We start from the raw sequence: 13181 nt of genomic DNA, 5'->3' as shown, positions 1-13181 counted from the left end.
GGGCTTAAACTTTCCAATAATTTTTACAAATAAAGCTACCTATGGCCACCTTGCTGCGCTGCTACTTTTTCCTGTACGCTGACCAGTCCACCTTTTTGAACTCATATGATATGAGTTCAGGAACGCAGTTTTCCCTCATCCACTCGGCAGCCTCCATTTTAGAGTCAAACCTCAGTTCATTTCCGTTCCCATCAGTCATGAAGTCCCTGCCCTCCCATGCCACGTAGTCCTCCTCGTGAATTTCCGCTATGTCGAGGCTTCCCTCTTTGTTCAAAAATATCTTGTATATAACACCGCTTAGCATTCCAAATCACCCCTTCTCCTTATACTTTTCACTTTCAAAATATCGCATTGTTTATGTGTATATACCCATTACACGATGCTGCAGTATCACAAATTTTAATGCAGCATACTATACAAGGCACTGCACGTTGCACTCCTCTCGGCTTTTGCAGAACTATCTTTGAGGCATTAATCGGGTTATGCGATAACTTCGAAACCGTTTCTATCTCGGCACCATTCAAAAAAACATCAGTATTCTACATTCAGTATAGCCGTGAAAAGGACAATCCAGGCACCTGCTGCACATGAAATTCAAATATAAACCAACCTCCATCTGCCTATTAATTTCTATGGACTTGAACCTCCCCAGACTGAAGTAATCAAGTTAAAGCTGCTGATCACAAACCGTGAATTCCATGAAAAACATGCAAAAAATAAATTTATAACTCAGTTCAAGAGTCAAACATGCATTAAATCCATCGACAAAACTTCCTAACTTTCACATTAAATAACATGGTATAATTTAGTTAATAAATATACAAACCTAAGGGGGTAGCACAATGAAAAAAAGATTTTCAGCTCTATTTCTCGCATCGACACTGCTGTTTTCATCTGCTTCAATATCCTATGCTGCTGTTGATTCCAGCGCAGCAAAAGTCATCCGCGGCAGAGTAAATTCCCAGTCAATCTCCGCAAGTGTAAATGACAATGTAATTGAATTTCCAGACCAAAATTTCGAATCTGCCGTAAGGCAAGCCATAGGCAAGTCCGAGGGTGACATATGCAAGTCAGATATTGAAAATGTAGACTACATTTCAGCTCCAGGTTATTCCATCAAAAGCATAGAGGGCATACAGTATTTTTCAAACTTGTCCGAGTTAGATCTCCCAAACAACGAAATAAGCGACCTGTCTCAACTTAGCACTTTGAAGAATTTGAATTACATAAACCTTGCCAGTAACAACATAACCGACCTTGTTCCGCTGGGCGATTTGACCGGTCTAGAGGACTTGGATTTAGGCAGCAACAATATAAATGACATATCCTCGCTTGGCAATTTGACAGGTTTAACCAGCCTGGGGATTTCAGAAAACAAAATAAGTGACATATCCAATCTTAGTTCTTTGAGCAGTTTGGAATATTTAGACCTTGACGCCAACAATATAAGCGACCTATCTGCGCTTGAAAAACTAGTCAATCTAAAATACCTGTCTCTTGAAAGCAATAAAGTAAGCGACATATCAGACATAGGCAGTTTGAAAAATCTGACTCATCTGAACCTTGAAGGAAATCACATAAGCGACATATCTGCGCTTGGCAAATTGACAGAGCTAAATTCTCTGTCTCTTGAAGATAACCAGATAAGCGACATATCGTCTCTCTCCTCTTTGACGAATATGGAGACTTTATTCATTTCTTCAAACCGAATACACGACATCTCACCGCTTGGTTCATTGACAGGTTTAGCAGACCTATACATGGACAGCAACAGCATAAGCGATATATCTGCGCTTAGCAATTTGTCTAAGCTGTCATGCCTTCATATTGACGACAATCAAATAAGCGGTATTTCCGCGCTTAAAAACGCAACCAATTTGGAGTCCTTGGACTTTAGCTCCAACAATATAAGCGATATTTCAGCAATTGGCTATTTGCGCAATTTGTCATCACTGTCCATGAGCTACAATCGAATAGGTGATATATCTGCACTCAATGGTTTGAAAAATTTATACGATTTAGACCTTGCAGGCAACCAGATACAGGACGTGTCGCCGCTCGGCTCGTTGATCTACTTGGAGGACCTGCGTCTGGAGGACAACCATATAAGCGACATTACACCGCTCGCATCATTAATCAATTTATATGATTTTGATATTTCCCGCAACTACATACATGATATTTCCCCTGTCGGCTCAATGGTCCGTCTGTATATCCTTGATGCCAGCCAAAATCAGGTAAAAGACATATCCGCGCTTGGCAATTTGACCAGACTGGACTCTTTGTCCCTAAGCGAAAATCAAATAGCGGACATATCCCCGCTGAAGAGCTTGAGCCTACTGACCGAATTGGATATTTGTGGAAATCAGATAAGTGACATATCATCACTAAGTACATTGACTAAATTAAACTACTTGGATCTTTCCGAAAACCTTATATCCGATATCTCGCCAGTAAGCAATTTGACCCAGCTAAGTGATCTGCAGCTTGCCGGCAATCTTGTAAGCGACATCTCCTGCCTTGGCAATATGGATGGGCTGGATTATTTGAACATTGAAAACAACCCCATAGGCGACTATTCGCCTGTTAGTAAATACTGCGACGATATTAAATATCTGGAGAGATAGAGCTATTCGGGCAGCCGGACAACAGAATCTTTGCTTCAAATGAAAAAAAGCAGGTGATACCACCTGCTTTTTTTCTGCTTATACTCACATTTTTGCTAGGTCAAAGTTGCTTTGGCCAAGTCTGCAAAGTAATCATATATGCAGTTTACGCCCTCTTCTATTTGAGATGTATCCGTTCTCGAAACACTTATTCTAATCAGGTTCATGCATTCATTTCGGGCCATGAAGCTGCTTCTGGTATCCTTTATGGTCACTCCTTTTGCTGCCAAATCCTTAATAAATTTATCAGGATTCACCCTCTTTCTCGACTCTAAGGATACGAAAAATCCCGTTTCCGGAACATTTGCCCTTAAAATCTCCGGATCGAAATTGTCGCATATGCCTTTTAGGTATCTCATGCGCTCCCTATACTTTTTTTGAAATCGCGCCTTAGACTGCTTGAACATGCCATTTTCCATATATATTTCCAGAGCCCCTTGCGGCAAAATAGAAGTGTGCACATCAGACCACTGCTTGTATTTTAAAAACTGACCCATCAAATCATCTGGCAGCACTGCTGCCGCAACCCTCAAACCCGGCAGCAATATTTTAGAAAATGTCTTCAAATAGATAACTCTGCCTCTTGTGTCAAATGCGTATATGGGATCATTCTTGGTTTTTGTATCCAAGTCTACCAAGTAGTCGTCTTCCACTATATACACATTGTATTTATCCGCCAGCCTCAGTATCTCTTTTTTCTCTTCTACCGAATAGCTTCCCCCAGTCGGGTTGTGAAATCGTGCTACAGTATAAAAAAACTTTATATTTTCATTTTTGAATATTTTCTCCAGCTCTTGAAAGTCGATTCCGTCAAACTTTCTCTCTATGCCAACTGTTCTTGTCCTATTTAATTCCAGATTTTTAATCATTCGCTCGTAAGTCGGGTTTTCAATTAGCACGGTGTCTTTTCCTTCTGGAAAGTCCATTTTATTGAGTATGTTTACCGCTTGCTGTGATCCTGATGTAATTGCAATTTGGGATGCCTTGCAAAACACCTGATAGTCCTCAAGATGCCTCTTCATGCTATCTATTAGCGATGGCAAGCCTTGTGGATACCCATATGACAACAGCTCATCTTTATTTTTATTCATAGCCTGATCCAGACAGTGGTGAAACTCTTTGTATGGTATGAGCTCTTTGTCCGGAAGAACAGTTGAAAAGTCGATTTCACTGTCTGATTCAAGCTTTTCTCCCTTTTTTGAAACTAAATAGTATCCGCTTTTAGGTACTGCATATATGAAATGTTCCCCTTCCAGTTCCTTGTATGCTCTTACAACTGTTATGGTGCTGCACTTGAATTTATGCGCAAGCTCTCTCACAGACGGCAGTTTTCTCCCGCTTTCATTTTTTCACTTTCAGTCCAGTCTCTTATATACTCAATGATCTGCGAATATTTCTCCAAACCTTATTCTCCAATCTGTGTTAGTACACATCGTATCTTCTCTTATTGAACTGCCTTAACATCTCTATTATACTAACTACAGAAGCTAGCTAGCTCCTAAAAATATCTATACAAATTCGAATATCCATAGATAAATTTTATACTACAAAAGGAGTGCTTCAAATAAAAATGAACTGCACGATTATATAAAAGAAAATTACAAGAGCACTTGCTGCAGAGTAATCACCAGAAATTATGAATTTGCTTCAGAGGAAAGAAGGCAGCACTGCATTACTATAACTGGGTTGGTTGCTGCCTGGGTGGCTGACAAGCTTATTGAAGACGGCGTAGTATCAGCCAGTGAATCAAACATATAATATGTGCTAATGGAGATTTGAAAATGAAAAATATAGCGGCAAAACTGCCGATACCTGCATCAGGATTAATGCTAGCACTGGCTGCGTCCGGAAATTTGATGATGCCTTACGGAGCCATATATAAAAATGTCTTTGGAGTGGCTTTTTATTTGACACTGCTTCCTGTTGTAATATACAGGGTTTTATATGTCAAAGGAATTCCCGAGCCAGTATTGCCTACAAACGCAATATTTGCAGCACCTGCAAGCCTGTGCTTGGCCGGATATATGAGTTCTTTCCAAGATAAGAGCATTATTATGATGGGCTTTTTGACAGTTCTTTCATTGGTAATGACATTTTCTGTGATTTTATATTTGCCTAAAATGTTAAAACTAAACTTTTATCCAAGCTACTCGGCTTTTACATTCCCTTTTGTAATAAGCGCTATCGCCATGAAAAAAACAGGTGCATTTTTACAAAGCAGCGGCTACGCATTAAACTCCTTAAAATATATAGTAGTATTTGAAGAAATACTTTCTATTGTGATCGTTTTGTATGTCCTGGTACAATACATTAAGTTCTTATTGCCCGAATAGCTTGTGAAAAATACTAACCCATTTTAGAACATGTCAATTTCTAAAATGGGTTAGCCTTACAAATAAGAAACTTTCATCCAAACAATTTCCAAAAGCAGATTTTATTCCAAATCGTTTCCAGGTTCAAATTCAACCGGTTCCTTCTGCTTCCCTATATTTTTGTTCAGCCATATCATTATGCTTCCAAGTCCAAACAAAGTAACTACAAATGAAATCCAGCCTCCTGCATAAGGAATCAGCGCAAGCAACCCAAGAATCAACAACCCAAGAAGCATTTGAATGATCGTGCGTTCGTCAGATTTTAAAATCTTATTTCCAAGCCATAGCGCAACAGGCAGCCTTGCGATATAAAGTGCGATGAAATAAAGAGCCCAGACAATCATCGCAAGCGGTATTCCTATTACTGTTATCATTACCAATATCAATGCAACAGGGATAACGACAATCCCTACAAAACCTATACCGAGAGAAGCCCACGGCTTTTGACTGATCGTGTCAGATGCGGTGGTGAAAGGCTTCTTAAATAGATACACAGCCAACGCACCCACCACAAAGTACGATACTAATCCGAAAAGCTTTCCGGCTATCGAGAAAGGTCCTATACCCTTTTTAATGTCGTCGGCTTTCGGAGGCTTCACAGGCTGTTTTGCCTTTTTAAAAACAACCTCTCCCGCAACGACACCTTCAGGAATCTGAATCTTCGATTCAGCCGTATACGTCAGATTACCTCCAACCTTCGCATTAGGCCCGAAAGTTACGCTTCCGCTTTCGATCTCGACATCGCGCCCAATTTCACCGTTAATTGCGATCGAACCTGCTCCACCTCTAAGATCGCGACCGATCTTTCCGTTGATAATGATGCTTGATGCGGCAGCGCTCACGCTGCCTTCAACGGAGCCGCCGCTTCCTATCGTTATACTATTTCCCGCGAGCGACGCATTTTTTTTCACATTCGCATCGATTGTCAGCACGTTTCCGGCAACCCTTATGTCTCCGTCGACGTTTCCAGATACATTGCACGTATTGCCGGCCATCAGGATATCACCTGTGACATTCCCCTGATTGCTCAAACTGTTCCCGGCCATGAAAAGATCCCCGTTGACAATGCCGAGGTTCTGCGCCAGTTCCCCCGAAAGAAAGGCATCCCTGTCCACGACCTGCCCCTGCGGTATCGTCCATGTCTCATCGGCGAAAACGACCAGTGATAGTATAAGCACCAGCGCAATCGCGGTCGAAATCAAAACAGTGATTTTTTTTCTCATGATAATTCCTCCTTTACAACCACCCCATTCTCACAGCTTTTATTTGATTACATAGGTTTTATACCCTTTTGGAACTATTCCTAGCATAAACTCATAAACGGTATATTCTCTGAAAAGTGATATGATAAATATCAACTTAGAATGCTTAAAAACCTATTATTGATCCACTTTTAATATATATTTTCGGCGATAATGTATAATAAATTTTTTATTTTCCAAAGCATATTTCAGACGGTTTTCAATATCGATTTTCCTGAGTGATTTTTCTTTCATTCCAAATCCAAAGAACTTGTAAGTATTTTTTTCAAGCTCCTTTGCTGCATACATCGCCGTATCTGCTATTATATTTTTTCTAAGCTTTCCATTTGAATATGGATGAATTATGGTTATATACATGTATAAATAAAGAGAGACACAATCAAAATACTTTCTCACAAAAAGAAATATTTGCCACATTCAGCAAAATATGATATTCTTAATAAGTCTTAATTAAAGTTTGTAGGAAATAATTAAATTTAAAAATGAAATAGAATTATATCGGTATTAATCGTATTAACTCTAAATTTTTAATTTGATTTACTTTGTACGAAATGGTTTAAGAAAAAAATAAAATTTGGAGGTATCGATTATGAATAACGGTACAGTGAAATGGTTTAATGCAGATAAGGGATTTGGATTTATAACTGGAGAAGATGGCGTAGATGTTTTCGCACATTTTTCTCAGATCCAAAAGGATGGTTTTAAAACACTAGAAGAAGGCGAAAGAGTTTCTTTTGATGTAGCTCAAGGAGCAAAAGGACCACAAGCCGAGAATATAGTAAGCATATAATCTTGTATAGCATATCGAGGACATGAATATAAATTTCATGTCCTTTTTTATTTTCTAAATTCATAGCTTGAAATCCACGAAATTGCTATTTATTATACCACTTTTCGGAGAATACACCATTTATTATGCATATTCTCATTTTTTGCTTATAACCTCTGGAAGCCACCTATTAGGCGCTTCGCTTTTATAATATGGTGTATTGATTTCGGCTTTATTTACGCAGTCTTTCTTTCCCCCATGTTTCCAGCTCCCAAATACGCGTTCCCGCACACTTCGTTTATGTTGTGGGCTGTTATGAAGGAGTCCGGATCTATTGAGCTCATGTAGTTTTTAAGCTCTAAAAAGTCCCTGCTTTTTAGCACAGCCATTATTATGGCGTTTTCACAGTCCGAGCATCCATCCTTGGCATAGTATATCGAAACCTTTCCGCCAAGCACGTTTGCTATATAATCCCTCGCCGCTTCTACTTTGCTGCTGCTGAGTATGACCTGCTGGTACAGCCTGAGCTTTTCCATTATGATGTTTATGGTCACGCAGAGCATGAACACCCCAAGCAGCGCATAAAGGCCTTTTTCTATCCCAAATGCCGTCACCGCTCCAAGTATTATAAAAGTGTCAACCATAAAAACGGCATGAGCCATTTTCACTTTGAAGAACTTGTTTATTATCTTTACCGCTATGTCTAGGCCCCCTGTTGAAGCCTCCCTGTCAAATGCAATCGCCATTCCAATGCCGCACATGCATATCCCAAATATCAGCTGCACGAGTATGTCGCTGCTGATGGGCGTCGATATCGGAAAATATTTTTGCATAATGAACACAAAGAACGACGTTGTGAAACTGCAAAACATAGTCTTTATTCCAAACACAGGACCTATCAGCAGGAATCCCACGCTGTACAGTATGACGTCCATTATCATCATGAGTATCCCTATGTTGGCGTTTGGAAAATAGTTGGTTATTATTATGGCTATTCCGGTTGTCCCTCCAGCTGCTATCTCGTTTGGCGCCAGGAAATAATACACCCCTGCTGCGAGCAAAAACGCAGAAAGCACAAGTAGCCCGAGTTCCTTTATGTTGTCTTTCATTATTTCATACCTCTATCCCTATTAAGTTTTTAATTATTCTTCTCTTTTTTTGAAATGTGCAAAATCATACTTGTGCATTCCATCGCCGTAGTTCTTGTTGTATATTATCTCGACATCTGAAATCCCGCTGGCATTCAGCTTTTCCTCTATCACCTTTTTTGTCCTATTCGGTTCGGCCGGAGTAACAGTCTTACACAACCCGTCAACCATCTCCACGAATTTTGTAAGAGGTATTCCAATTCCCAGCTCGTCTTCGTTAAAACCGCTTTTTCGGGTTCCAACGCACAGAAGGGATATGTTAATATCGTTTGTCTGGTACGGGTGGGCTGTGCACTCGGCGCACATTGCCTGGTTTGCCATGAACTTGTATCCCCTGTGCGTGCCGTACTTGTATGCATGGCCCTGTATGAATCTCATTGAATTGAATGTGTTTGTAGCTATGATCACTATTTGGGGCTCGTCTTCGAACTCCTCAAGCGGCATTATTTCAAGTCCGTATGCCTTGTGGTTGCAGTTTGATATATTGCCTGTGACCTCCTTTGCAGTGGGCATGTCCTGATATAACCCGCATCTACCGTAGTAGTGGCCTGAAACATACCAGTCGTCCAATTCCACTATTCCAAGCACTCTGGCCGCGGCAAAGCATCCGAAATTGTCAAAATCCACCTTCATGCCTTCTCCGTCCATTACACGGTTTATCATTTTACAGTAGGGCATTTTCCCCTTTGGAATCTCAGCTTTCGCCTGCTCGAATTCCTCTTTTGAAAAAAGAAATCTGACTCCCACTATTCTTCTTTTGAGGTCCAAAACACAGTTCGCCCTTTTGACAGCCTCTATGTATTTTTCCCTTTCCATAATATAAATCCCCCTTTTAAAATGGCTATATAAATTCACAAAAAGCATGTGCATGGTATGAGTCATTCGGCTAACACTTCACACACCTATCATGTGCAATTTAAACAGATTTTAAGGGAACCGCCGTGTAAAAGCGATTCCCCCTTATAGTATTATCTCGTATGCCAGTCAGTGTTATTCCTCTTCAATCCATGTGTTCCAGAAGAACGGCTGGCAAGAGTTTGCGTATCCCTTGAGCTCACTGTTTGATATGTGCATTCTGCTGTACTCTACAGTTTTTATATAAGGAAGAGTCTCCCAAGTCTTATCGTAGAACTCCTTAACTATTTCGAATCTCTTGTCTTTGTCTGTCTCTTTCATCATTCTTGCGAATATCTCATCCATTGCACGAGAATCTTCGTCGTCCCAGTTTGAAATCCAGGCGTTAGTTCCAGTCCATGCTCCTTCAACCTGTGGATCCGGGCATGCCATGTAGAAGTATGAAAGGTGAAGGTTCCATCCCTCTTTCTTGGAACGCTTTTCAACAACTGTAGGCCTGTCGAAAAGCTGAAGCTCAACGTTGAATCCTGCCTTTTCAAGCATTCCCTTAAGCGCTATTGCTCCCTGCTTTTCAACCTTGTCGTCCTGTCCGCTCACTATTACTATAGGAGTTCCGTCGTATCCGGCCTCCTTAAGAAGCTCTTTCGCTTTTGCCGGATCGTAGTTGTTGTAAACTCCTTTTCCAGAGTTTTCCTGATACCATACTGTTCCCTTAGGATATATGCATCCGTCTACATTCCAGAAGTTCTCGTTTCCTATCATCATCCTTCCAAGCTCTTCCATGTCTATGGCCGACGCAAGCGCTCTTCTTGCATTTATGTTGTTGAAAGGCGCCGCTCCGCAGTTTATTATAACCATTTCCATTCCGTCTGGAGTTACTATTACAGGCTCAGCGTTTGGATCGCTTTCAACTATTTCGTACTGGTCCTGAGGTATCTCCTCCGCGAACTGGAACTCACCAGTTTGAACTCCCGCAAGTCTTGTAGACTGCTCTGGCACCGATTTTATAACTATCTTGTCTGCGTATGCAATTCTTTCCCCTGCAAGTCCCGATGCCGGCTTTTCGCTTGCTACATAGTCATCGAATCTTTCAAGCACAACCTGCTGGTCTGGAACCCACTCTACGAATTTGTAAGGTCCTGTTCCTATGTGCTCGTCCATTATATTGTCTCCAAATTTTTCAACAAGCTCTTTAGGCCTTATGACAAGCTTTTGGTTAGAAACGTGGGATCCCAAAACGCTTATGAATGGAGCGTAAGGCTCTTTGAACATGAACTTCACTTCGTACGGTCCCACAACTTCAAGCTTGTCGAAGTATGGAGCCACCATGTTTCCTGCATCGTTGTTCTTTATCCATCTGTTGAATGAGGCCTCTACGTCCTCAGAAGTCATTTCCTTTCCGTTGTGGAAAAGAACTTCCTCCCTAAGCTTTACGTCGTAAACCTTTCCGCCGTCTGTTATCTCATAGCTTGCAGCCAGGTGGGGCTGAGGCTCGAAATTAGCATCGAACTCGAAAAGTCCCTCGTAAACGTGGTTCATTATAGAAGATATAGCCCAGTCAGTAGACTTGTCGCTGTCAAGGTGAGGCGGAGTCATCTTCTGGGCAACCGTTATGGTTCCGCCGAACTTGCTGTCTGCCCCTTCCGCCTTTTCCTGAGGCTTTGCATCTTCCTGAGAAGAGCAAGCCGTAAACATCATGCTTAGCATTGTAACAAGTATAAGACTTATTATTGCTTTAATTTTCCTGTTTGCCTTTTTCATTTTTTCCTCCTAATATATATTATATTTTGAATCCCGTGTGCAGTATGGGGTTTGCAGTATGTAAAAGTGCACAGGATGTTCAAACTCTTCAGCGGCTGCACATGGCAGCATTCATTAAAAATTTCCCGAGAAATGGCATGCCGTGAAATGCCCACCTGCTCCCTCTTCAAGCCCCGGCTCTTCCCTTTTGCATATGTCATTTGCGTAATGGCATCTAGTGTGGAAGCTGCAACCCTTTGGAATGTCCATAGGGTTTGGGACATCTCCTTTTAGTATTATCCTATCCTTTTTGACATCCGGGTCCGGAACGGGTATTGCCGAAATAAGCGCCTTGGTGTAAGGGTGTCTCGGATTTTCGAATAGGCTCTCGGCCGGTGCCAGCTCTACCATCTTTCCCAGATACATCACCCCGACCCTGTCGCTTATGTGTCTTACAACAGAAAGGTCGTGCGATATGAACATGTATGTCAGGCCCAGCTCGTCCTTGAGATCCTTTAAAAGATTTATTATCTGGCTTTGTATCGAAACGTCAAGCGCCGAAACTGCCTCGTCGCATATTACGAACTCAGGCCTCAGTATCAGGGCCCTGGCTATGCATATCCTCTGCCTCTGCCCGCCTGAAAACTCATGGGGGTATTTTTTAAGGTGGTAATCATTGAGCCCCACAAGCTTTGTTATTTCAAGAACCCTTCTGTTTACCTCATTTGCATCCTTTACCCCATGAATCTTTAAGGGCTCGGCTATGAGCTCCCCCACTTTCATTCTCGGATTGAGCGATGCAAATGGGTCCTGAAACACTATCTGCATGTCCTTTCTCCTCTTTCTCATCTCAGAATCAGAAAGAGACAGCATGTCCTCCCCCTTAAAAATCACCTTTCCTCCGTCGGCCTCTAGAAGCCTTAAAAGGACCCTTCCCAGGGTGGACTTGCCGCATCCCGACTCGCCCACTATTCCAAGGGCCTCCCCTTTTTTGACGTCAAAGCTCACTCCGTCAACAGCCTTAACCTTCTTTTCATCCTTGAAAAAAAAGCCTTCTGAAGCAGAAAAATGCTTATATATCTCTTCCACCCTTATGAGGGCTTCATTTCCTTCAACAAAACTCATTAAGCTGTCACCTCTTCCAGATACTCCTGTGTTCCCATCCAGCAGCTAATGCACCTTTCGCCGGCATCCCTTAAAGGAGGCTCATAATTTTGGCACACTTCCCTTGCAAAATTGCATCTCGGATTGAACCTGCAGCCCTTTGGAAACTCAGTGGGCCTTGGAACCGAGCCTTCTATTGTAGTAAGCCGTTCTCTCTTTGCATCCATGGAAGGCATTGAAGAAAGCAGCCCCATTGTGTAAGGGTGCTTTGGATTTTTGAATATCTCCCTTACCGTGGCAGACTCTATAACCTTTCCGGCATACATTACTATGACCCTTTCAGCCATTTCAGCCACCACTCCAAGATCGTGCGTTATAATGAGTATTGACGCTTTAGTCTCCCTTTTCATGTCCTTCATAAGCTCCAGTATCTGGGCCTGTATTGTGACGTCAAGCGCCGTCGTGGGCTCGTCAGCTATTATCAGCTTTGGATTGCATGCAAGCGCCATCGCTATCATGACCCTCTGCCTCATTCCTCCCGACATCTGATGGGGGTACTGCTTCACTCTTTCCTGCGGTGAAGGGATTCCTACCATTTCGAGAAGCTCTTCTGCCTTTTTAAACCCCTCTTTTCTATTCATTCCGTGATGTATCTCGAACACCTCGCTGAGCTGCCTTCCCACAGTATACACGGGATTCAGTGAGGTCATGGGCTCTTGGAATATCATTGATATTTCGTTTCCCCTTATCTTTCTCATGTCCTTTTTAGACTTTTCAAGAAGGTTTTTACCTTCGAAAACTATCTCCCCCGACTCTATTCTGCCTGGAGGTGACGGCACGCAGCCAAGTATGCTAAGAGCCGTTATACTCTTTCCGCTTCCCGACTCCCCGACTATTGCGACTGTCTCGCCTTTTCCAACGCTAAAGCTCACACCGTCCACAGCCGGAACTTTTCCTTCACTTGTATAAAAATATGTCCTCAAATCCTTAACGTCTAAAAGCTTTTCCATAATCTCAGCTCCTTTACAGCACCTTTGCCCTTAACCTATAAAACCAAGAAGCTCATAAGCATTAACACCGTTCCTGCGGCAAGCATGCAGCACAGCATAAACGGCGCTATCACCGAAAACGAGGCCGCCACAAGTGCTGCGATATCTTTCGCTCCGAGGCCTTCCATCCCGTCAAATTCACATCTGTGCGATTTTTTATCATCCCTATTAAAACAAGCTTTAATATTTTCCAAATGAATCACCCTATTTCAACTG

Annotated in this window: 14 protein-coding genes; 4 read left to right on the top strand and 10 right to left on the bottom strand. The window is 42.0% G+C overall.

Translation table 11 applies throughout. The annotated features are described in order from the left end of the window. Positions 1-61: 61 nt before the first annotated feature. A complete protein-coding gene (locus BUQ87_RS09070) occupies positions 62-304 on the bottom strand; it encodes a hypothetical protein (RefSeq protein WP_038263014.1) in 243 nt (80 codons plus the stop codon). A gap of 538 nt (positions 305-842) precedes the next feature. Here BUQ87_RS09070 and BUQ87_RS09065 point away from each other — a divergent pair. Continuing rightward, the gene (locus tag BUQ87_RS09065; protein ID WP_052635983.1) at positions 843-2627 is read left to right on the top strand and encodes a leucine-rich repeat domain-containing protein; all 1785 of its coding nucleotides are present in this window, start codon (positions 843-845) and stop codon (positions 2625-2627) included. Between the two features lie 95 nt (positions 2628-2722). Here the strand turns inward: BUQ87_RS09065 and BUQ87_RS09060 are convergent, their stop codons facing one another. After that, positions 2723-3994, bottom strand: a complete 1272-nt coding sequence (locus BUQ87_RS09060; RefSeq protein WP_083603803.1) for an aminotransferase-like domain-containing protein — start codon at positions 3992-3994, stop codon at positions 2723-2725. Positions 3995-4202: 208 nt separating this feature from the next. Here BUQ87_RS09060 and BUQ87_RS15770 point away from each other — a divergent pair, with 208 nt between their 5' ends. Then, positions 4203-4424, top strand: coding sequence for a C-GCAxxG-C-C family protein (locus BUQ87_RS15770; RefSeq protein ID WP_334292811.1), 222 nt, complete (start codon positions 4203-4205; stop codon positions 4422-4424). Positions 4425-4447: 23 nt separating this feature from the next. Continuing rightward, complete coding sequence (locus tag BUQ87_RS09055) at positions 4448-4999, top strand: SLAC1 family transporter (RefSeq protein ID WP_038263017.1); 552 nt, start codon at positions 4448-4450, stop codon at positions 4997-4999. Between the two features lie 101 nt (positions 5000-5100). On the opposite strand, the gene BUQ87_RS09050 is transcribed toward BUQ87_RS09055, so the two are convergent. Together BUQ87_RS09050 and BUQ87_RS15235 are read right to left on the bottom strand one after the other, a co-directional pair. Continuing rightward, the gene (locus BUQ87_RS09050) at positions 5101-6084 is read right to left on the bottom strand and encodes a DUF8173 domain-containing protein (RefSeq protein WP_143182444.1); all 984 of its coding nucleotides are present in this window, start codon (positions 6082-6084) and stop codon (positions 5101-5103) included. A gap of 333 nt (positions 6085-6417) precedes the next feature. After that, complete coding sequence (locus tag BUQ87_RS15235; protein WP_207647185.1) at positions 6418-6657, bottom strand: hypothetical protein; 240 nt, start codon at positions 6655-6657, stop codon at positions 6418-6420. A gap of 232 nt (positions 6658-6889) precedes the next feature. Here BUQ87_RS15235 and BUQ87_RS09045 point away from each other — a divergent pair, with 232 nt between their 5' ends. Further along, complete coding sequence (locus BUQ87_RS09045; protein ID WP_038263023.1) at positions 6890-7090, top strand: cold-shock protein; 201 nt, start codon at positions 6890-6892, stop codon at positions 7088-7090. A gap of 215 nt (positions 7091-7305) precedes the next feature. On the opposite strand, the gene BUQ87_RS09040 is transcribed toward BUQ87_RS09045, so the two are convergent. From BUQ87_RS09040 to BUQ87_RS09015, 6 genes are all read right to left on the bottom strand, one after another. Beyond that, positions 7306-8178, bottom strand: coding sequence for a YitT family protein (locus BUQ87_RS09040; protein ID WP_052635984.1), 873 nt, complete (start codon positions 8176-8178; stop codon positions 7306-7308). A 33-nt stretch (positions 8179-8211) separates the two neighbouring features. Beyond that, on the bottom strand, positions 8212-9033 hold the full coding sequence (locus tag BUQ87_RS09035) for a DUF169 domain-containing protein (protein WP_052635985.1): 822 nt from the start codon (positions 9031-9033) through the stop codon (positions 8212-8214). A 174-nt stretch (positions 9034-9207) separates the two neighbouring features. Further along, entirely contained in the window at positions 9208-10833 is a 1626-nt protein-coding gene (locus BUQ87_RS09030; protein WP_038263026.1) for an ABC transporter substrate-binding protein, read from the bottom strand. 114 nt (positions 10834-10947) lie between these two features. Continuing rightward, positions 10948-11937, bottom strand: a complete 990-nt coding sequence (locus BUQ87_RS09025) for an ABC transporter ATP-binding protein (protein ID WP_038263029.1) — start codon at positions 11935-11937, stop codon at positions 10948-10950. Beyond that, positions 11937-12926 carry an ABC transporter ATP-binding protein gene (locus BUQ87_RS09020; RefSeq protein WP_038263033.1) on the bottom strand — a complete coding sequence of 330 codons (990 nt, stop codon included), beginning with the start codon at positions 12924-12926 and terminating at the stop codon, positions 11937-11939. Before BUQ87_RS09020 ends, BUQ87_RS09025 begins: the two co-directional genes overlap by 1 nt. A 35-nt stretch (positions 12927-12961) precedes the next feature. After that, a complete protein-coding gene (locus BUQ87_RS09015) occupies positions 12962-13159 on the bottom strand; it encodes a hypothetical protein (protein ID WP_038263036.1) in 198 nt (65 codons plus the stop codon). Positions 13160-13181: the final 22 nt, after the last annotated feature.

This window comes from Peptoclostridium litorale DSM 5388 (assembly GCF_900141635.1).
Lineage (GTDB): Bacteria > Bacillota > Clostridia > Peptostreptococcales > Peptostreptococcaceae > Peptoclostridium > Peptoclostridium litorale.
Note: the sequence above shows the minus strand (reverse complement) of the source record. Positions and strands in the feature narration are given on the sequence as shown.